The organism is Oceanobacillus sp. FSL W7-1281, assembly GCF_037969835.1.
Taxonomy (GTDB): domain Bacteria; phylum Bacillota; class Bacilli; order Bacillales; family Amphibacillaceae; genus Oceanobacillus; species Oceanobacillus oncorhynchi.
Genome location: NZ_CP150214.1, coordinates 2,830,694 through 2,851,079 on the forward strand (window position 1 = coordinate 2,830,694; position 20,386 = coordinate 2,851,079).

20 protein-coding genes are annotated in these 20,386 nt (G+C 40.1%); all 20 read right to left on the reverse strand.

Annotated elements, in window-relative coordinates; genetic code table 11:
• Positions 1-135 precede the first annotated feature (135 nt).
• The 20 genes from MKX55_RS14075 to mtaB all read right to left on the reverse strand — a co-directional run bounded on the left by MKX55_RS14075 (position 136) and on the right by mtaB (position 20,102).
• Positions 136-945 carry a pyruvate, water dikinase regulatory protein gene (locus tag MKX55_RS14075; RefSeq protein WP_042534812.1) on the reverse strand — a complete coding sequence of 270 codons (810 nt, stop codon included), beginning with the start codon at positions 943-945 and terminating at the stop codon, positions 136-138.
• Between the two features lie 30 nt (positions 946-975).
• Positions 976-1,605 carry a helix-turn-helix transcriptional regulator gene (locus tag MKX55_RS14080; protein WP_339177987.1) on the reverse strand — a complete coding sequence of 210 codons (630 nt, stop codon included), beginning with the start codon at positions 1,603-1,605 and terminating at the stop codon, positions 976-978.
• A 259-nt stretch (positions 1,606-1,864) separates the two neighbouring features.
• The gene (gene glyS / locus MKX55_RS14085) at positions 1,865-3,943 is read right to left on the reverse strand and encodes a glycine--tRNA ligase subunit beta (RefSeq protein WP_339233272.1); all 2,079 of its coding nucleotides are present in this window, start codon (positions 3,941-3,943) and stop codon (positions 1,865-1,867) included.
• A gap of 1 nt (position 3,944) precedes the next feature.
• Entirely contained in the window at positions 3,945-4,823 is an 879-nt protein-coding gene (gene glyQ / locus MKX55_RS14090; protein ID WP_339233273.1) for a glycine--tRNA ligase subunit alpha, read from the reverse strand.
• A 382-nt stretch (positions 4,824-5,205) separates the two neighbouring features.
• On the reverse strand, positions 5,206-5,952 hold the full coding sequence (recO, locus tag MKX55_RS14095) for a DNA repair protein RecO (RefSeq protein WP_339233275.1): 747 nt from the start codon (positions 5,950-5,952) through the stop codon (positions 5,206-5,208).
• Between the two features lie 123 nt (positions 5,953-6,075).
• On the reverse strand, positions 6,076-6,237 hold the full coding sequence (locus tag MKX55_RS14100; RefSeq protein ID WP_139089150.1) for a YqzL family protein: 162 nt from the start codon (positions 6,235-6,237) through the stop codon (positions 6,076-6,078).
• 335 nt (positions 6,238-6,572) lie between these two features.
• Positions 6,573-7,475 carry a GTPase Era gene (gene era / locus MKX55_RS14105; protein ID WP_042534822.1) on the reverse strand — a complete coding sequence of 301 codons (903 nt, stop codon included), beginning with the start codon at positions 7,473-7,475 and terminating at the stop codon, positions 6,573-6,575.
• 739 nt (positions 7,476-8,214) lie between these two features.
• Positions 8,215-8,577 carry a diacylglycerol kinase family protein gene (locus tag MKX55_RS14110; protein ID WP_212929085.1) on the reverse strand — a complete coding sequence of 121 codons (363 nt, stop codon included), beginning with the start codon at positions 8,575-8,577 and terminating at the stop codon, positions 8,215-8,217.
• Positions 8,567-9,031, reverse strand: coding sequence for an rRNA maturation RNase YbeY (ybeY, locus tag MKX55_RS14115; protein WP_339177999.1), 465 nt, complete (start codon positions 9,029-9,031; stop codon positions 8,567-8,569). The genes MKX55_RS14110 and ybeY overlap by 11 nt, the downstream gene beginning before the upstream one ends.
• Positions 9,031-11,148 carry an HDIG domain-containing metalloprotein gene (locus MKX55_RS14120; RefSeq protein WP_339233277.1) on the reverse strand — a complete coding sequence of 706 codons (2,118 nt, stop codon included), beginning with the start codon at positions 11,146-11,148 and terminating at the stop codon, positions 9,031-9,033. The genes ybeY and MKX55_RS14120 overlap by 1 nt, the downstream gene beginning before the upstream one ends.
• A gap of 253 nt (positions 11,149-11,401) precedes the next feature.
• The gene (locus MKX55_RS14125; RefSeq protein WP_339178003.1) at positions 11,402-12,373 is read right to left on the reverse strand and encodes a PhoH family protein; all 972 of its coding nucleotides are present in this window, start codon (positions 12,371-12,373) and stop codon (positions 11,402-11,404) included.
• A gap of 2 nt (positions 12,374-12,375) precedes the next feature.
• A complete protein-coding gene (gene yqfD, locus MKX55_RS14130; protein WP_339178006.1) occupies positions 12,376-13,593 on the reverse strand; it encodes a sporulation protein YqfD in 1,218 nt (405 codons plus the stop codon).
• Positions 13,594-13,707: 114 nt separating this feature from the next.
• On the reverse strand, positions 13,708-14,007 hold the full coding sequence (gene yqfC / locus MKX55_RS14135; RefSeq protein WP_339178009.1) for a sporulation protein YqfC: 300 nt from the start codon (positions 14,005-14,007) through the stop codon (positions 13,708-13,710).
• 120 nt (positions 14,008-14,127) lie between these two features.
• Positions 14,128-14,679: a hypothetical protein gene (locus MKX55_RS14140; protein ID WP_339233279.1), complete on the reverse strand. Its 552-nt coding sequence runs from the start codon at positions 14,677-14,679 to the stop codon at positions 14,128-14,130.
• A 27-nt stretch (positions 14,680-14,706) separates the two neighbouring features.
• The gene (floA, locus tag MKX55_RS14145; protein WP_040980627.1) at positions 14,707-15,702 is read right to left on the reverse strand and encodes a flotillin-like protein FloA; all 996 of its coding nucleotides are present in this window, start codon (positions 15,700-15,702) and stop codon (positions 14,707-14,709) included.
• Positions 15,703-15,729: 27 nt separating this feature from the next.
• On the reverse strand, positions 15,730-17,064 hold the full coding sequence (locus MKX55_RS14150; protein ID WP_339233280.1) for a nodulation protein NfeD: 1,335 nt from the start codon (positions 17,062-17,064) through the stop codon (positions 15,730-15,732).
• Between the two features lie 231 nt (positions 17,065-17,295).
• The gene (locus tag MKX55_RS14155) at positions 17,296-17,742 is read right to left on the reverse strand and encodes a GatB/YqeY domain-containing protein (RefSeq protein WP_339233281.1); all 447 of its coding nucleotides are present in this window, start codon (positions 17,740-17,742) and stop codon (positions 17,296-17,298) included.
• A gap of 14 nt (positions 17,743-17,756) precedes the next feature.
• A complete protein-coding gene (gene rpsU, locus MKX55_RS14160; RefSeq protein WP_019377991.1) occupies positions 17,757-17,933 on the reverse strand; it encodes a 30S ribosomal protein S21 in 177 nt (58 codons plus the stop codon).
• Between the two features lie 111 nt (positions 17,934-18,044).
• Positions 18,045-18,710, reverse strand: coding sequence for a deoxyribose-phosphate aldolase (deoC, locus tag MKX55_RS14165; protein WP_339233282.1), 666 nt, complete (start codon positions 18,708-18,710; stop codon positions 18,045-18,047).
• 15 nt (positions 18,711-18,725) lie between these two features.
• The gene (mtaB, locus tag MKX55_RS14170; protein ID WP_339233283.1) at positions 18,726-20,102 is read right to left on the reverse strand and encodes a tRNA (N(6)-L-threonylcarbamoyladenosine(37)-C(2))-methylthiotransferase MtaB; all 1,377 of its coding nucleotides are present in this window, start codon (positions 20,100-20,102) and stop codon (positions 18,726-18,728) included.
• Between the last annotated feature and the right edge of the window lie 284 nt (positions 20,103-20,386).

Below are 20,386 nucleotides of genomic sequence, written 5' to 3' on the forward strand. Positions count from 1 at the left end.
TCTATTAATTTGTATATAAATCTATGGAACAAAGAAAAACATTCCGTGAGAGTTGCGTACAGAATGCTTTTCCAACCATTTTTATCCTGAAAATATGCTATTATTAATACCTCTTGCAAAGCTTTTAAATGATTATTATTGTCTACTTTGCCACATTCTAATAATCTGGTTTGCTGTTTCTTCCACTGCTTTATGAGACACGTCAATAACAGGACAGCCAATTTTTTCAACGACATCATTAAAAAATTCGAGCTCCTGTTCAATTCTGCTTACATTTGCATATGTTGCCTGGTCTCCCAGCCCCAGCGCTTTTAAACGTTCCTTCCGAATGCCATTCAACTTTTCTGAAGAGATACGTAAACCAATACATTTTTTAGGGTCGACCATCATCAGCTCTTCCGGCGGGTCTACCTCTGGAACGATTGGAACATTTGCTACTTTAAAGCGTTTGTGTGCCAAGAATTGAGACAGCGGGGTTTTGGAGGTTCTGGAAACACCTATCAATACGATATCGGCACGGGTAATACCTCGCGTATCTCTCCCGTCATCATATTTAACAGCAAATTCGATTGCTTCAATCTTTTTGAAATAATCTTCGTCCAGTTTATGAACAAGTCCGGCCTCTAAACGGGGCTGATCACTAAAAACGCGCTCCATAGCGTCCATAGTCGGACCCATGATATCAATTGCTTCAATATCCAGTTCGGCTGCACGCTTGTTTAAATGCGCACGCAATTCTGGATTAACCAGTGTAAAACCGATAAGACTTGAATTCAATTTTGCTTGTTGTAAGAATTCATCAATGGTTCCTTTATCTTCCACATAAGGAATACGCTGGATTTTATAATCTCCGCTTTTGAATTGGCTTAAGCCCGCTTTAATTACCAGCTCAGCCGTTTCTCCAACAGAATCGGATAACACATAAATAACTTGCTGCTCCTTCATCTCGACATCCTCCCCTTAGCACCTAAAAATTTATATTGTATCTTCCATCGTTAATTCCACCAACAGTTTCGTCATCGTTGTTTTTGTGATCCGGCCGATCACCTCAAGCCCATTTTCGGTGTCTTTTACTACAGGGACACCATCGATTTGCTTGGATATAAGCTGATGGGCTACATCGACCAGCAGGTCATTTTTTCGGCAGACAGTAATATTAGGCATTCTTGTCATAATGATCGGTACAGGGATGGAGCTCAGGTCCTGCCTGCCCATACTTGAACGCAGTAAATCCTTTCGGGAAAGAACTCCCACCAAGCATGAATTTTCATCGACAACAAAAAGTGTGCCGACATCTTCTAAGAACATCGTTGATATTGCATCGTATACTGATACCTTTTCACTTACAGCTACTGGGACCTGCTGAAATTCATGAACCTTATACCGCTTTATCTTTTCTGTCAGCAATTCTGAACCTGTTTTACCTGTATAAAAGTAGCCAACACGAGGACGTGCGTCTAAAAAACCAGCCATCGTCAGAATAGCCAGGTCCGGTCTCAATGTGGCCCGGGTCAGCGCCAGCTGGTCTGCTATTTGCTCTCCCGTGATGGGACCGTCTGCTTTTACTATTTCTATAATCCGCTGCTGTCTTTTCGATAAGTCCACTTTTTCACCACCTAAACTGCCACATTATTCGCAAATAAATAGGATGCTTGCTATATATTAATTGCATCAAATTGGGCATTATGAAAGATAATGTACCATGCTTTTCATATTTAAAACATGGTACATTCATTATTATTCGACTCCATTCACTAAAAAACCTTTTTTTAAGAGAGAAAACCTTTTTAAACATCCTCTAAAGTGAAGAAAGTGTAAAATTGTTTAGATTAATTGTCGTCATCGCAGAAGTCTTCCTATATTTCTATGCATGCTGCTTCCACGCTATTTTTCGTAAATCCGCATATTGCAAAATAAGCATAGAAAGCTCATGAATCATAGATAGACGATTTTTTCTTACTTCTTCATTATCGTCCATAATCATATTATGATCAAAGAATGCATGGATATAATCTGCAAGATCCGCAAGAAGCTGTAATGCCTCTTCACTGTTTTGTGCTTCTAAATGCGCAGCGTAATTTGATTTTACAGCCTCCACAGCATCGTATAATGCTTGTTCTGATTCTGTTTGGAAGAGTGATGTATTTATCTCATGATTATTATACTCTACCTTATTTTCCAGATTCAGCACACGCACGAGCGCTTCCTGAGAGTTTTTAAAAGCCTCATCTGCTTTTTTCACAGATAAAACATGTGCTTTATCCACTGCAAAATGGAATACGCCCAGCTGATTATCTGTAATTGCATGGATAATGTCTGATTCTACATTCTCTTCACGCAGCAAATATGCAGCGCGGGAAGCAAAAAATGTGCGCAAATCATCATTCGCAGAAGCATTGACTGTTAAACCGGCACCCTCTAATACAGATAGCGTATATTTAATGAATGATTCTACCGTCACATTCCAGTTCTGAGCCTGCAAAATACGTAAAATTCCCGTTGCCTGTCTTCGTAAACCATATGGATCCTGTGAACCGCTCGGGATAAGTCCGACACTGATACAGCCGGCAATGGTATCCATTTTATCTGCAATACTCAGTACGGCGCCGACTGTTGTTGCAGGGAGTTCACCATGAGACTGCTTTGGTAAATAATGTTCACGTATGGCTTGAGAAACTTCTTTTGTTTCTCCAAAATATGCAGCATATTTCTCACCCATTACGCCCTGTAATTCAGTAAATTCATTTACCATATTGGTCATTAAATCGAATTTGCTGATTTCCGCAGCGCGGGCAATCTCTTTTCCTTCTTTTAAAGCAAGTTCTTCAGCTAAATGACTCGCAATTTTTTTAACCCGGTTTACTTTGTCTGTATACGTACCCAGCTTTTCCTGAAATACGACCCTGGTCAGCTTCTCCTGGAAGAAATCGATGGAAAGTTTTTTGTCCTCTTCAAAGAAAAACTCTGCGTCCGCAAGACGCGCACGAAGTACTTTCTCATTTCCTCGGATGACAGTTTCCAGTTCGTAATCATCACCGTTTCTTACTCCTACAAATTTAGGCAGCAGCTCCCCGTCTCGTTCTACCGGGAAATAACGCTGATGCTCAGCCATAGACGTAATAAGTACTTCTTTGGGCAGAGCCAGGAAAGAATCTGCGAAACTGCCTGCGAAAGCAGTCGGGTATTCCACAAGGTTTTTCACTTCATTTAAAAGCTCTGTATCAACTGGAATTTGAAATCCATTTTTTGTTTGCAGTACATTCAGCTGCTCTACAATTTTCTCTTTACGTTTTTCAGCATTCGCAATGACATAATTCTCATTTAACAGCTGTTCGTATTGCTTGGGTTCCTCTATGGTCAGCTTATCGCTGCTGAGAAAACGATGTCCGTAGGTAAAATTGCTTGTTTTTACATGCGCAATTTCAAAAGGAATCACTTCATTTCCATAAAGTGCTGCTAGCCAGCGAATCGGTCTGGCGTAGCGCAATGTTTCATTTGCCCAGCGCATATTTTTTCCAAATGTAATGGACTCAATAATATCCTTAAATTCCGGCAGTAGCGATTGCACTGCTTTTCCTTCGATGAATTTTTTCACATAAATATAGGAAGTTCCCTTGACCTCTTTGACATAAATGTCATCGGTTGTTTTTCCCTGACCTCTGGTAAAGCCTTCTGCGGCCTTTGTCCAATTTCCCTCATCATCTTTGGCAATCTTTAAAGCAGGTCCTTTTGCTTCTTCTTCTATGGATACCTGACTTTCTGCCACTTCTTCTATAAGGACAGCTAATCTTCGCGGCGTTGAGAAGGAGACAGCAGACGAATAGGAAATGCGCTGTTCATCCAGCCATTTGATTGTTTTATCCAATACTTGCGCTTCTGCATTATCTATAAATCGAGCCGGCAGCTCCTCTAATCCAATTTCAATCAATACATCCTGTGCCACTCTAGTTTGCCTCCTTTTTCAACATCGGAAAACCTAATTTTTCACGTTCTTGTACATAAATTTTTGAAATACTGCGGGCGAGATTACGAATTCGGCCGATATAGCCTGTTCTTTCTGTTACAGAAATAACCCCTTTTGCATCCAGCAGGTTGAAGGTATGCGAACATTTTAAAACATAGTCATATGCCGGGAAGACAAGCCCTTTCTCCATGGCTGCTTTGGCCTCCTGTTCATATTTCGTAAATAAATCAAATAACATATCCGTATTGGATGCTTCAAATGTATAGACAGAATGCTCATATTCCGGCTGATAGAAAATATCACGGAGAGTCACTCCATTATTCCACTCTAAATCAAACACATTTTCTTTATCTTGGATATAAGAAGCCAACCGCTCAATCCCGTACGTTAATTCGACCGTTACTGGATTTGCTTCCAAACCGCCGATTTGCTGGAAATAAGTAAACTGTGTAATTTCCATTCCATCCAGCCATACTTCCCAGCCCAGACCGGCTGCGCCAAGCGTCGGGTTTTCCCAGTTATCCTCTACGAAGCGGATATCATGCTTAAGCGGATCAATCCCTAATTTTTCCAAGGACTCTAAATACAGTTCCTGAATATTTTCAGGAGAAGGCTTCATGATTACTTGAAATTGATGATGCTGATACAAACGATTCGGGTTTTTCCCGTATCTGCCATCCGCTGGACGTCTGGAAGGCTCTACATAGGCGACATTCCACGGTTCTGGTCCCAAGCTTCGCAGCAATGTCATTGGAGACATCGTTCCTGCACCTTTTTCGGTGTCATATGCCTGCATTAAAATACAATTTTGATCTGACCAATGATTTTGCAATGTTAAAATCATTTCTTGAATATTCATTTACTCCACTCCTTTAATGGATAGAAATTTACTGTAAGTATTTCATCTGGTGATGGTAAGAAACCCATTATAGCCACGTTATCAGCTGACAACCTAAAAAACCGTCCCTATGTCTGTCGTTCAAACAGACATAGGGACGGCTTAAACCGCGGTTCCACCCTACTTGCTCTCAATAACAAGAGCCTCTTTTTCATACTGCTCCAAAGTTCCTTCCAAAAGCCTCTATACACCCGGCTCGCACCAATCCCGGACTCGCTTTTTACAGAACATGCTTCCGTACTTTTCTTCATCATTGCAGTTATCATGTAATTATCATCTTGTATAAAATTAAAATACGTTAATTTATGTACAAATCATACTCCATTACCCTGCAGCTTGTCAATTAATTCTTAAACAAATCGAGCTGATCCAGAAACTTGCGGGATTTAATATAATATCCGCCATAGCGTTCATAATAAGCTTTTAAAATAGCCTGAAACATTTTCACATTGTCCGGTTTCATTTGAATTGTTCCGATACGCTCTAATCCTGCTTCAGAAAAGAGATAGAGGAGCTTTGTCAGTTTCGGCGCTAGTTCGATTGCTTCCGGATCCATATGACGGCATTTCGGACATAGAAAGCCGCCCTCCACCACAGAAAACACAAAAGGCTGCTGCGTCGACCCGCAATTTATACACTGATTTAGTACAGGGGCGAATCCAGCTTTTTTATAAAGTTTTAATTCATACATCATTATCGGGATTTCAGCCTGATCATTTTCTTCAATCCACGCGATAGTTTGTTGAAATTGACCGAATAAGTACGGATCTATATTTTTATTCTCCAGCAGCTTATCCGTCAGCTCTGCAATATAGGAGCAATAAGCCGTCTTCACGAAATCCTCGCGTATTTTACGATGGGAGTTTAATAATTCTCCCTGCTGAATGGTACTCAAGCCGCTGCCGACATAAACAAAAAAACGGGCAAAAACGAATGGCTGAGTAACAGCAGCCATTCGACTTTTTGTTTTTTTTGCCCCTTTGGCCAGAGCTTGGAATTTTCCAAACTTCCCGCTGTAGATAGTCACTAATTTATGTGTTTCACCATAATCTTTTGTTTTTAATACCATACCATCTATCTGTTCCAGCACGCAACATCACCCGGCCTCATTTTTTATCACAGTTTCATTAAGATTCCTTTAAGGAGATGAATAATCCCCAGCTGAATGAAGTTTCAATTTATCGCAGGATTTATCATGCTTCAAGCGATATGGCTACAAAGATGGCAAATCTATACCGTCACCCATAGAAGATTGGGTATTTTCATTTTGTCTTTTTTCCTGACTTAATTGTCCTTGCTGCTCTAGTTCTTTTAATAATAAATAGGTTTCAATGTTTCCTGTTTGATAAAACAAATTCCATGTTGCATCTAACACAAGAAACCCCACCTTTCTAATTATTTTTTTGCTGTAACTGACTCTTCACAAATAGGAAAGGATAAACTTTTCTATTTACTTCATTAAGTGCAACCAAGCATTTTCTAAAGCTTCGACTTTACCGCAGTAGAGATTCTAAGAAAACAAAATCCGCTTTTAAGACTTCCTTTAACGAATAACCAGATTTACTGACGAAAGAGGACAGCCTGGAATGAATGTCCGCCTCTTTTATAGGTTGGTTCGATTTGACGTTTTCATTAGTATAAAAAATTACCATCTTTAAGAGGATATTCAAAAAAACGAATTAAAACAGCATATCCGGTTTACCATATCCTCTAGTACTCATCAAGCCGGAATCCGTATTCATGTAATTGATTCTGTTTGTTTCTCCAATCCTTCTTCACTTTTACCCAGAGTTCTAAATATACTTTAGACCCGAGCAATGCTTCAATATCGCGGCGTGATTGCTGCCCGATTTTTTTCAGCATACCGCCCTGCTTGCCAATCAAAATACCTTTTTGAGAGCTTCTTTCCGTAACAATCGTTGCTTGTACCAATAATTTATCATTTTCGTTCTTCTCTATATTTTCAATGACTACGGCAATCGAATGCGGAATCTCTTCCTTCGTATGATGCAATACTTTTTCGCGGATAAGCTCAGAAATTACAAACCTTTCCGGATGATCTGTTATTTGATCTTCCGGATAATATTGCGGACCTTCCGGCAATTGCTTAGCGAGCACCTCTAGTAAATGATCTACATTATTCCCTTCCAATGCAGAAATAGGAATAATTTCCTCAAATTCATAAAAATCCTTATATTGATTAATCAGCTGCATAAGCTTTTCCGGTTGAATCTTATCGATTTTATTAATGATCAGATATACCGGCTGTTTTATTTTTTGAAGCAAATCAATAATATACTGATCCCCGCGGCCGTAACCTTCATCCGCATTGATCATAAATAAAATATGATCCACTTCATTCAATGTGTTCTCTGCCACCTGTACCATAAAATCGCCTAATCGGTGCTTCGGTTTATGAATCCCCGGTGTATCAATGAAAATCATTTGATATTCTTTTGTTGTCAAAACACCTTGTATTTTATTTCGTGTTGTTTGTGCCTTATCGCTCATAATAGCGATTTTTTGACCAATCACCCGGTTCATGAATGTTGATTTTCCAACATTTGGTCTGCCTATAATAGCGATAAAGCCTGATTTAAAATTATTTGTCATGCTGTTTTCCTCCGAATTTCTATTCTTGATTAGGCGAGAGGACTCCCAACCTCAAGGCAGGCTAACGTCGCAACGTCCTGTTGCAACGCCTGCACTAGTACATCCTGTACGTCGGAATGTGCAGGGTGAAATCCAATGAGTAAGTGAGAGATGAATCGCCTTTTTGCATTTACGAACTTAAGTTCGTATATTATAATGTTCTTGAAAGACGCTCTTGAAAACTGAACATTGCAGGTTGTGGCGGGAATCGTTGCTTTGCCACGTAAAATGTTCAAGCCAAATATGTCAGCCAAGGCACACAAATGTGTGAACCTCAGGTAAGCTGAAAAGTAGTCCCAAAGACAGGACCAATGGGATAGCGGGGTTGGGTGTTTTTAGCACACCGATGTGTCAACTCCACTGGCGGTTAATCGTCATCTTGAAAGTCGACACCCCAGAAACCCACACTTCCAATTTCTTTAGAAATGAAGTGGCGGGAGCATTCATTGTTTGCTTGCTTCCTATCATACTACATTTTTTAATTAGTTTCACTATATCGACAAAACCTTTAACAATCATACAATGAATTACAAAAAGGGAGGAGCTTGGTCAAGCTCCTCCCTTTTGACAGTTAATTTCAGACTTTCTTAACTGCATTAGCGCAACACGGTTGCCGGCAAAAGGCCTGATGACAACCACATCTGCTAATAACGTTATGAAGCTGGATAATCGTTCAATAAACATTATTTTTATCATACTATTATATGAATTGCATTATTTTAGGACCAAAAATAAGTATTCCGACTACAACGGATATCAGCGCAGTCACGAGGACAACACCAGCTGCAATATCCTTTATTTCCTTTATTCTTTCATCATAACCCGGCTGAATAAAATCCATGACCCGCTCAATGACACTGTTTATCATTTCAGTGATAAGCACTAAACCAATGGTTAATAAAATAACCGCCCATTCGATGAGAGAAAGATGGAAAAAGAAGCCTGCTGCAACTACAATCGTCATAGCGACAAGATGCAGCTGGAAATTCGACTCCTTTTTCACCACCGTTTTCAGCCCTGCCCAAGCATAACGGAATCCAACAACTCTTTTCTTATCTTTCAATGCCAAATGCACCTAAAATTTCGTCTTGTCTCTGAAACATTTTCTTCTCATCTTCTGCATTCATATGATCATACCCAAGCAGGTGTAAAAATCCGTGTAACGCTAAAAAGGCCAGCTCTCTCTCAAAGCTGTGATTGTATTCCTCCGCTTGCTCTTTTGCTTTATCTATCGAAATAATAATATCTCCCAGCACAACCGGCAGCCCTTCGCCAACAATTTCAAGTTCTTCGTCTTCCATTTCCTGCATCGCAAATGAAATAACATCTGTCGGTTTATCTTTATCACGATAATCTCTGTTGATTACTTGAATTTGTTCATTATCCACAAAGCTGATTGAAATTTCTGCTTCAGCAGCTGTATTTTCTTCTTTTCCGGCAAAGGTCAGCAGCTTTTCGACAAGTGCTCTATGTTCATCAGACACAGCATTGGTTTCATCCTGAAAATCAATAAGCATTATTTATCCCCTTCCTTCTTCGGATACTGAATTCTAGAATGGAAAATTCCTTTCAAAGAATCACAAACCGTATGTTGAATGATTTTTAACTCTTTTAATGTTAAAGGACTGTTATCTAATTGTCCATCTGAAATTTTGCCATTGATAATCGATGACACAATGGAATCAATCGTCTCCGGTGTCGGTTCCTGCAAGGAACGGACTGCCGGCTCGACAGAATCACAAATACAGACAATCGCCGTTTCCTTTGTTTCCGGCTTTGGTCCAGGATATCTGAAATCCGCTTCCTCTGTTTCCGGGTCCAGCTCCTTTGCTTTCATATAGAAGAATTGCACTAAAGAATTCGAATGATGCTGCTTCGCAATATCAATGATTTCCTTAGGCATTTTATGCGCCTTTAACAAATTTGCTCCATCGGTTGTATGGCGGATAATAATATCTGCACTTTCCTTAGGCGGCAATTTATCATGCGGATTTTTATTTGGCATCTGATTTTCAATGAAAAAGGCCGGCCGCACAGTTTTGCCAATATCATGATAGTAAGCGCCCACCCGTGCCAGCAAACCATTCGCTCCCACCGCTTCACAGGCAGTCTCACTAATGTTGGCTACCATTACCGAATGATGGTACGTTCCCGGAGCTTCCACCAGCAGCCGTTTTAACAGCGGCTGATTGGGATTAGATAATTGCAGGAGTTTCATATCTGTCAATATACCTAAAAAGCTTTCGAACAACGGCAATAATCCAATTGCCAAAATAGCTGAAAGACAAGCAGCAACTATCCCTAAACCAAGGTATAAAAAGACATCGAACCAAGTATATTTTTCAAAGGACAGGAATAGAAATAAGATAATGACAGCAGAATGAATTAAAATCAATCCAATCGCTGTTTTTAAAATAACAAGACGTTCACTTAATTTCTTCATTAACACAATTGCGGCAAGCTGAGAAAAAAGGAAATAGATAGCCGCTTCGACGTGCAGCATCCCGGCAATATAACTGTTAAACATAAATGCAGCTAAAATGGCATATAAGATACTGAGACGTACCGCTGAACGATCGCCGATTAATACTTTTAATAAAATAGCAATAGCTGCAATAGGGGTAACTAAATAGAGAGCATTCGTCTGGTCAAAGAAATAACTTTGGATTTTCATAACAAAAATAGCCAGTACACTTAACAGGGAAACAGCTACAATCGGCAGAAGGTTCCATTTCTTATCTTTTGCAATTTGCAGACATTCCATCCCGAAAAAGTATGCAATTATCGCTGCCAGAAATCCCAACGCCAAAATCGGATAAATATTACCCTCCTGTGATAATACGCCTACCAGCTCCAGCTGCTCGTAGATTTCATTTGTAATAGTCTGGCCTTCCCGAACAATGGTTTCACCGGCACGAATAACAACAGGGTCCACAAGTGTTGCGGCGTCTTTTTTCTCTTGAGCAGTTGCCTCATAATCAAAGAAAGAGTTTTCCACGACCGCAAATTCTGCTAATTCCATTAAATCTTCCTGTAAGCCTTCATTCATTTCAGAATAAGCTAAATCACGCTCGATATTAGTAATTCCAGATTGAATATTCTCTGCTCTGATACCTTGCTCTAATACACTTTCCAAACTCTCGGAAAATACTGCCCCCGCTTCTTCCAAGTCCTCTTCGGGCTGCTGCAGCAAGGAAATGAGCACTTCTTCGGAAATTTCTGAACGAATTTCTTCCGAGAGCAACGCTCTTAATTCAACTGCTTCTTCTTCAAATACCTCTTCTAAAGCGCCTTCATCATGTTCCGCGATGATGGTTAATACAGCATCAAAAATTTCGTTTACATAATTTAATCGTTCCTCTGTCACCTCTTCGGAAATGCTGTACCGGTCAGGAACGGCATTGACTGCTTCCCTGATCCGCTGATCCGTTTCCTGTTTATTTTCAATTGTTATCGGTGAACGTATTGTCTCTTCAGAAACAGCAAAACGCTGAATATCATATGTATCTGTACGTACATTATCTAATAACGTCAGAAAAACAAGTGCTCCTACAATAAGGGCCGGGACAATTGCAATAAAGTATTTTCGATTATTTTTAAAAAAAGGAAGTATTTTCTTCCATCTTTTTTTCAACACCTTCACCTCCTCTTTTTATTTTACCACTTCCATCCAACGGATTGGGATGAAATTATCTAAAATTAAGTGAATTCCTTGGTCATAGTAAAACAACAAAGTCACAGACTCTTCACCTGATATTTTAACTTAAAATTCCATATTTAGTTCTAAAACGCCTTTGAAAAACTTTGTCCGTATGCAGCATGGATATCTAAACGTTAATCAGAGTTTAATTTTATGATGAACAACAAGGATGAGACATTCTTTTGTCTCATCCTTCGTTCTCACCTTCTGTTTCGTAAGCATTTATTATTTTTTGAACGAGTGGATGGCGCACCACGTCGGCAGCCTGCAGATGAACAAAGGCTAAACCTTCGATTGGGCTGAGCATCCGCTCAGCAACCTTTAAGCCGGATACGATGCCTTTCGGGAGATCCACTTGTGTCATATCTCCCGTAATAATCATTTTCGATCCAAATCCTAAGCGCGTCAGAAACATTTTCATTTGAGCCGGTGTTGTATTCTGGGCTTCATCCAAAATAACAAAAGCATCGTCTAAGGTTCTGCCCCTCATATAGGCCAACGGTGCAATTTCAATCGTTTCCCTTTCAATTAAACGGGCTGTATGCTCTGTGCCTAATACATCATGTAAAGCATCGTACAATGGCCTTAAATAAGGATCTACCTTTTCCTTTAAATCACCTGGCAAAAACCCTAGGCTTTCACCGGCTTCGACTGCCGGCCTGGTTAAAATAATTTTTTTCACCAGTCCGTTCTTCATCGCATGAACGGCCATAACCACAGCCAGGTACGTTTTTCCTGTTCCGGCCGGACCTATGCCAAAGACAAGATCCTTTGACTTGATTGCCTGGACATATTGTTTCTGTCCAAGTGTTTTTACACGAATAGACTTTCCTTTATAGTTCTTTGTAATTTCATCTTCAAATAACGTTTCAAACTGTTTTATCTTGCCTTTTTTCGCCAAGTCTACAGCATAGACAACATCCCGTTCCGAAACTGTCTGTCCTTTCCGGATAACGCTTAAAATAGTCAGCAGAATCTCCTGTACTAACTGCACTGCCTGATTCTCTCCAGAAACGCGGATGGATTCGCCTCTGGATATAATATCTACATCAAGTAAAGCTTCCAGCTGTTTTAAATGTTTATCATTTGTACCAAATAAAGCAAGCGCTTCATTGGCACCTTCTAATTGTAAATCAATATCCACTAAGTTTTCGGGCATAATCAGTCTCCTTGAATAATAAGTTCTTCTTTTACAATATTTTCTTCTACCGAAAGATATAAGACTAATTCAACTTTACCATGCTCTATATGTTCATGTAAAATTTTTTCTGATAATATCGTGGCTTCTGGCCCCAGTTCATTTAATAATTGTATTTTAGCCTGCTCCACCCCAGCCTCGATTGCTTCTTCATTGGATCGCTCTTCATCTGTTTTTTTTGTCTCACTAATTTCACTGGAAACATAAGAGAAAGGAAGCTCCCACTTTAAAAAATGAATGGGCTGTTCTTTCCGCTCCTCTTGTGAATGGGAATAATCCGGGTTTTTAAATCCCCAAAATGGAAGCTGCACATCACCAAAACGCAAATAATGCTTCGTTTTCTGATTTCCTGTTATCTCTTCTGTCTGGTATTGAAGCGGCACAGTGACATGAACTTCATACCATGTATTTGCCATCACCTCTGCTTCTGCAGCAATCGGTTTGTCCGGCTCTTCTTCCGTTTCTGTATTATCTTCTCCTTCCTCCGTATTTAAATTACCAGACACTAATATTTTCCCCGGAACCACGTAATCATTCACACTTACTTCAGCTCGTCCTCTAGAAACATACATGTTAGTGATGACGCCTTTTTTCGTTGCTACTAAATTTCTTGGTTCTCCAGGGGGGATTTCCTCCACAATCGTTTTTTCAACAGCCTCCAGATGCAATGAGGTCCCTTGGAGCTGAACGCCTGTCCAGAGCAGCTCTGGAACTTCATTTAAGAGCTGGCGTTGAATATCTTTTGGAGTAGCAAGAGAGAATAACCAGACACCCGGATACACTCCAAACGCCTCCAGCTCTGTTTCTATTTTTTCTTCAATTTCTTTTGGCACGCCAGTGATATGAACAGACCATAATAAATTAGACAAAATGAAAAAAAATAAAAAACCAGTTAAAATACCAGCAAGTAAGAATTTTTTTCGGCTGAGCCTCGAAAGAAAAAAAGGAAAGCCTTTTTGACCGGCAAAGGAAACTTTATACAAAGAGTTTCTCCTTAACTTTCTTAAGGCTCCCAAATCTTTAAACATAATTGTAGCCTCACAGCACGCAGCATCTATTTTTTTTACATCCCAAATAGGAATGCCCTTGCTGGCACATTTTTGCAGAAATAATTCCGGTTTGACACCTTTCACACGAACAGTAACGTAAGCACGTATCGACGGCGGATTTTGTTTTTTCATTTCAACCTCCCATTGCTTATCTGCTATCCTGACCTTTACATAAAATCATGCTGCGCTTATCAAAAAATGTTTTCTAAAAAGGAAGTTTCCATCAGCTTCGTAAATATAGAAGCATCAATCTTCTTTTTCGCCTGCGTGATTTAAAAAAATTACCTCAGAAATCGTTCCCTCCAGCATAATTTCTTTTGGAAGCATCATTTTAAGTACAAAGGAATGTCCTTTAATGCTTACAAATCCATTTGTTACCTTTAATTTAAGCTCTTCATTTGTATACAGTGCTAAGCCTTGATGATTTTCAATATAAAAATGCAAATGTCCAATGATTGTTATGCGCGGCATTTCCATAACAACATCGGATGGAAGAGAGAATTGCTCCATTAAAAGCGAACGGATTCTTTGTTGCCATTTTTTCAATGATGATCCCCCCTCATTGATACATATGTCATTTATTCTTTGAACAGAACTAGATACAATGAAAAAAAGAAACACCTTAATCAGCATAACAATGCCAATTAAGGTGTTTGATGTTTCCTTTTATTTTCTTCTTTGCACGATACTTCTATACGGCTGCTTCGCACGCGGCGATCCTAAAACCTCTGCCATAATAATACCGTTAACTAATCCTTTTCCATCAAGATTTCCAGAAACACGCTTCTTCATTTCGTTCTTTCCTGGGCTATCTGCTTCATCCTTGCGGTCCACAATCAAGTCCTTGAAATTTTGCTTTGCGTCTTCCACATCTTCTTGAGAGGAGGTTTGATAGCGATTTGTCATCCGCTCCATCTGTTTTCTCTGCTGCTCTTCAATACCTCCAGCAGAAATATCCGGACGTGCTCCCTCTCTGTAGACTTGACGCTCGGCACGAGGCTGCTCTCTTTTTCTTTGTGTCTGTCTTTGTGTCTGCTGCCTCGTTCTCATTTCTTGAGGGGAACGCTGCTGTCTTTGTCTTGACGGCGCCTGTTTATTTGGAGGTCTAGACTGCTCTTTTTTCTGTTCTTCCTGTTTCTTTTTAGAATCCCCCAGAAATGCAACTATTCCAGAAATAATGATAATAATAAGAAACAGATTTTCAAATATCCAGTCCATATGCCCCCTCCTTTATTTTCATTTTAATTACTTATTTTGGTCGTCATCCTTATTATCTGTAGAAAGCTTGCCAATGGAATCACGCATATCTGTATCGGCATCAATATTTTGATAGTTCATATAATCCATGACACCCATTTTGCCTGAACGCAATGCTTCTGCTAATGCAAGCGGTACATCTGCTTCGGCTTCTACTACTTTCGCGCGCATTTCTTGTACGCGGGCAAGCATTTCTTGTTCTTGTGCTACCGCCATTGCGCGGCGTTCTTCTGCCTTCGCTTGAGCAATATTCTTATCTGCTTCAGCCTGGTCAGTTTGCAGGATTGCCCCAATGTTCTTACCGATGTCCACATCAGCAATATCAATGGATAAAATTTCGAAAGCAGTTCCAGAATCAAGACCTTTACTTAATACAGTTTGAGAAATCATGTCTGGATTTTCTAAAACTTCTGTATGTGCATTAGAGCTACCAATGGTACTTACAACCCCTTCACCGACACGGGCGATGATTGTTTCTTCACCTGCACCACCGACTAAGCGGTCAATATTGGCACGCACGGTAATTCTGGCTAATGCTTTTACTTCGATACCGTCCATTGCAATACCGGCAATAAATGGTGTTTCAATTACTTTCGGGTTTACACTCATTTGTACCGCTTCTAATACATCACGGCCCGCTAAGTCAATCGCAGCTGCACGTTCAAATAATAAATCAATATTTGCCCGCTGTGCTGCGATAAGTGCATTTACTACTCTGTCTACATTACCGCCTGCCAGATAGTGGCTTTCCAGCTGGTTGGTTTTCACATTCATCCCGGCTTTATGCGCTTTGATAAGCGGATTAATAACACGGTTTGGCACTACCCGGCGCAAACGCATACCGATAAGTGTAAAGATACTGATTTTTACTCCGGCTGCCAAGGCACTAATCCATAGCGCAACTGGTACAAAAGTAAATAAAATAGCTAAAGCAATAACGATGACCGCAATAATAATAAGCGGCATTAAAATATTTTCGTCCATGCTGATTCCTCCTGATTTAAAAAATAATTATTTCACTTCCCTAACAACGACACGAACACCTTCTACACGAATTACTTTCACTTTCTTACCCTTGTCAACAAAAGTTCCGTCTGACACGACATCAATTGTTTCATCATTTAGTTCTACCAGTCCAGAGGGGCGCAGCGCTGTTAATGAGTTTCCTTCAAGTCCGACAAGTTCTAAACGGTTTACTGAGGATACATAACCATCTTCTGTTGCTGTACTGTCTCTTAAAACAATATGGCGAAAAACCCCTTTATCCATACCTATTCTTCTAAATAAGATAATAGCAAGAATCACAGCAATCAAAAAGGCAATCCCTATGCTCATTGACATGTGGACCATATCATACCCTGACATGAATAAGGAACCGATCACCGCAGCTATTCCCAGCACTCCCAGAATCCCGCCGGTTACAAAGAATTCTGCTACAATCAGACCAATACCGATAATAAGAAGCAGCAGCGCCTCCATGCCTGCTAATCCGGCAACAACATGCCCATAAAAGAATAATACTAAGGATACCAGTCCTAATATTCCCGGCACGCCAAAACCTGGAGAGTACAGTTCTACAATCAAACCTATACTGGCAACAGATAATAAAATAGGAATAACAACCGGATGCGTTAAAAACCTCGCCAGTTCTTCTGCCATCGAAGTTTCTGTTTCTACAATAGTTGCTTCAGACAGATTAAGCTCTTCCAGAAGTTCAGCACGGTTAGAAACAATTCCTTCTGCATATCCAACTTCAACTGCTTCTCTTGGGCCGAGTGTCAGGAACTGTCCTTCAGGAGCCCCATACTCCGGTAAATCAATGCTGTTATCAGCCATTGCTGCAGCATAAATAGGATCTCTGTCATTTGATTCTGCAGCACTTCTCATTTGCGCAAGCCAGGCAGATTGTGCTTTCTCATCTGCTGCTGTTCCATCTTGATTAATAATCCCGCTCGCTCCCATAGTTGCATGCGGATTAAAATAAATATTATCAGAGAACAACGCAATGTAAGATCCGGCAGATAATGCTTCATTGACGATATAAGCCGTTGTCGGGACAGTTATACTTTGGATATGCGAACCAATTTGTCCGGCAGAGTCAACACGGCCGCCAGGCGTATCAATTTCAAAAATAATATGATCTGCCCCGCTTTCCATCGCCTCTGTGGTAGCCCGGTCAATAAATGCTTCCAGGCCTCTTTCCACTTCCCGTTCAATTGGTACAATATAAACTGTTTCGCCTTCACCCTGCTCAGCCTCTGTCTGCGTTCCGGTAAATATGGATACAATGGTTAAAACTGTTACAAACAATATGTATACAGCTAACCGCTTACGATGTCTTTTCAACTTGAGTCACCCCCTCCTCCTGCACCTTATCTATATTTACGAAAGTAATCCCAAAAAGGTTTCATTTTTCGTGGATGGGTATACTTTGATAGTACCATATCTCCTCAGGTTAGAGAAAGCTTCATCTAAGTTTGACAAGATGAATGATTATTTCATTTTCCGTCGTTTCACTGCGGCCATTGATTTTCTGGACAAATTAAAAAACCAACCCTGATTTAGGGTTGGTTTTCTTTATCGCAATTGCTGCTCTACTATTTGTTTGATTTTGGTACCGTCTGCCTGTCCTTTAACCTTAGGCATCACAGTGCCCATTACTTTCCCCATATCTTTCATGGAGTCAGCATTAACTTCTTTTATTGTTTCCTGAATGATCGATGTTAATTCTTCATCTGAAAGCTGTTTTGGTAAATACTGCTCCAGTATTTCCAATTCTTTTTCGGTCTTTTCAACCAAATCTTCTCTTCCAGCATTTTTAAATTCTTGGAGGGAATCTTTTCTCTGTTTAACTTCTCTCGAAAGAATAGTTAATTCTTCGTCCTCAGATAGAGTATCTTTTCCAAGCTTAATCGATTCATTCTGAATAGAAGCTTTTACCATGCGAATAACGCTCAGGGTTTCTTTATCTTTGTTCTTCATCGCCTGCTTCATATCTTGATTTAATCGATCAAGTAGCGTCATACGTCACACCTTCTTTAGAATTTACGTTTTCTAGCAGCCTCTGATTTCTTCTTACGGCGTACACTAGGTTTTTCATAGTGTTCACGTTTACGATATTCTTGTAATGTACCACTTTTTGATACACTACGCTTAAAGCGACGAAGAGCATCCTCAAGAGACTCGTTTTTACGAACGCGAGTTGTATTTGACATGCTAATTTCCCTCCCTCCGAAGCACAAAACCATTTTTAATGCGAGCATGAACATACTTTCATGCCTTTTTAAATTATAATATAATCCCGCTAAGCGGTCAATGGTTATTTATTAATAATCTGAAGTTCCTGCTTTACCAGAGACAATCTCTACTCCGGCGCTTGCACCGATGCGTGTTGCTCCTGCTTCAATCATCGCTTCCGTTGTTTCCAGATCACGGATTCCTCCAGATGCTTTTACTCCCATCTCCGGTCCGACAGTTTCCCGCATTAATCTGATATCTTCCACGGTTGCACCGCCGCCAGAGAATCCTGTCGAGGTCTTTACAAAATCTGCTCCAGCTTCTTTTGCTAATTGACAGGCTAATACTTTTTCCTCGTCTGTTAATAGAGCTGTCTCTATAATGACCTTTGTTAAAGCTTTATCTTTTGCGGCATCTACAACTGCTTTTATATCTGCTTTTACCAATGCTTCGTTGCCAGCCTTCAGTTCTCCGACGTTAATAACCATGTCTACTTCTGTTGCTCCATTTTCGATGGCCTCTCTCGTTTCATAAACCTTTGTCTGTGTCGTCGTAGCTCCTAAAGGAAAGCCAATGACCGTACATACCTTCACTGGGGAATCCTTTAGTTCACTCACGCAGTAAACAACCCAATGCGGATTAACACAAACGGATGCAAACTTATTTTCTTTTGCCTCTTCGACAATTTTTGCAATTTGACTTTTTGTCGAGTCAGGTTTTAATAATGTGTGGTCAATATAAGATGCTAAATTCATGATTGTTATCTCCTTTTATGCGTTTTTTTCTGCAACATGTGTCGCGTGATCCATCACACGTACGAAAACACCTTTATTCACAGGATAGCCAGACTCTATTATCTTCACTTTAACAATTTTACCAATCAAATCAGCTGAGCCTTCAAATTGCACTTTCATATAGTTATCTGTATAACCGATAAGCTGATTATCTTCCTGTTCACTTGCATGCTCTTCCGGAATGACTTCCAGCACTTCGTCTTGATATTTGGAAGCATATTCTTTTGCAAGCTGATCCGATAATGTAATCAATTCATGCACACGTCTTTCTTTTACTTCATCTTCCACCTGGTTGTCCATTCTTGCTGCCGGCGTGCCGGTTCTTCTGGAGAATGGGAATACATGAAGCTCCGAATAACCGATTTCTTTAATGAAATCACAGGTCTCTTGGAATTCTTCCTCTGTTTCTCCAGGGAATCCGACAATAACATCAGATGTAATAGCAAGTCCAGGCAATGCTTTTTGTATCTTTTTCACTTTCTGACGGTAAAAGTCCGTGGAATACTTACGGCGCATTCTGGCCAATACCGAATCCGAACCAGATTGCAGCGGAATATGCAGATGACGGACGATTTTTTTACTTCTGTCCAGCACACGTATAACCTCGTCTGTAATTTGGCTCGCTTCAATCGAACTGATCCGGATACGTTCTAACCCTTCTACCTGCTCCAGTTCTTCCAGCAGCATTGCGAAATTATAGTCTTTTAAATCTTCTCCGTATCCTGCTGTATGTATTCCGGTAAGTACAAGCTCTTTATATCCTGCTTCTACTAATTTATTTGCCTGCGCAATTACATTTTCAGGCTCTCGGGAACGAAGCAGCCCTCTTGACCATGGAATAATACAAAACGTACAGAAGTTATTACATCCTTCTTGGATTTTAAGTGATGCCCGTGTACGGTCTGTGAATACTGGAACATCCATTTCCTCAAACACACGATTTTTCATAATGTTCGACACGCCATTAACAGGTCCCTTTGTTTTTTCATGCTCTTCAATATATGCGAAGATGTTTTTACGCTCCTGTGTGCCGACAACCACGTCCACTCCGGGAATCTCCATAATCTCGCCAGGAGAAGTCTGTGCATAGCAGCCTGTTACGCAAACGACTGCGTCAGGATTCTTTCGGATGGCACGACGGATGGTCTGCCTGCTTTTTTTATCCCCCGTATTGGTAACCGTGCATGTATTAATAACATACACATCTGCATCATGATCAAAGTCTACTCGCTCATAGCCCTGCTCCTTGAACATTCTCCAGATGCCCTCGGTCTCGTAATGATTTACTTTACAACCGAGAGTAAACAGACCTACGGTTTTCGGTAGCTTTTCACCTGATTGGTTTTCAGCCATATATTTATCACCCTTTCATTGAATTTTACGTTAAGAAATCAATCTTATTTATAATATCACAAATAATTCAAAATAGAATACAAAGGACCTTTCTTTCTCCAAATATAGAGGCGAGAGGTTCTTTGTATTACTGATTTATGAACTTTTTTTCACCTAATAATCCAAATTTCATCTTAGATTTTTTCTGCAACTCATCTGTGCTCTTAAATCCACCATATTTTTCGCAGTGACTATCTACCACCAAGCCGAAAATGTTGAGCAAACCTGATTGGTTATGATATCAT

What these genes read in the sequence shown, in the direction of transcription:
- MKX55_RS14155 (WP_339233281.1), bottom strand. Translation starts at nt 17,742, where the DNA reads ATGACGCTACTTGATCGATTAAATCAAGATATGAAGCAGGCGATGAAG.
- yqfD (WP_339178006.1), bottom strand. Translation starts at nt 13,593, where the DNA reads ATGAAAAAACAAAATCCGCCGTCGATACGTGCTTACGTTACTGTTCGT.
- era (WP_042534822.1), bottom strand. Translation starts at nt 7,475, where the DNA reads ATGACAAATAATTTTAAATCAGGCTTTATCGCTATTATAGGCAGACCA.
- MKX55_RS14075 (WP_042534812.1), bottom strand. Translation starts at nt 945, where the DNA reads ATGAAGGAGCAGCAAGTTATTTATGTGTTATCCGATTCTGTTGGAGAA.
- deoC (WP_339233282.1), bottom strand. Translation starts at nt 18,710, where the DNA reads ATGAATTTAGCATCTTATATTGACCACACATTATTAAAACCTGACTCG.
- glyQ (WP_339233273.1), bottom strand. Translation starts at nt 4,823, where the DNA reads ATGAATATTCAAGAAATGATTTTAACATTGCAAAATCATTGGTCAGAT.
- MKX55_RS14140 (WP_339233279.1), bottom strand. Translation starts at nt 14,679, where the DNA reads ATGGACTGGATATTTGAAAATCTGTTTCTTATTATTATCATTATTTCT.
- mtaB (WP_339233283.1), bottom strand. Translation starts at nt 20,102, where the DNA reads ATGGCTGAAAACCAATCAGGTGAAAAGCTACCGAAAACCGTAGGTCTG.
- rpsU (WP_019377991.1), bottom strand. Translation starts at nt 17,933, where the DNA reads ATGTCAAATACAACTCGCGTTCGTAAAAACGAGTCTCTTGAGGATGCT.
- ybeY (WP_339177999.1), bottom strand. Translation starts at nt 9,031, where the DNA reads ATGCTTATTGATTTTCAGGATGAAACCAATGCTGTGTCTGATGAACAT.
- floA (WP_040980627.1), bottom strand. Translation starts at nt 15,702, where the DNA reads ATGGACGAAAATATTTTAATGCCGCTTATTATTATTGCGGTCATCGTT.
- MKX55_RS14125 (WP_339178003.1), bottom strand. Translation starts at nt 12,373, where the DNA reads ATGCCCGAAAACTTAGTGGATATTGATTTACAATTAGAAGGTGCCAAT.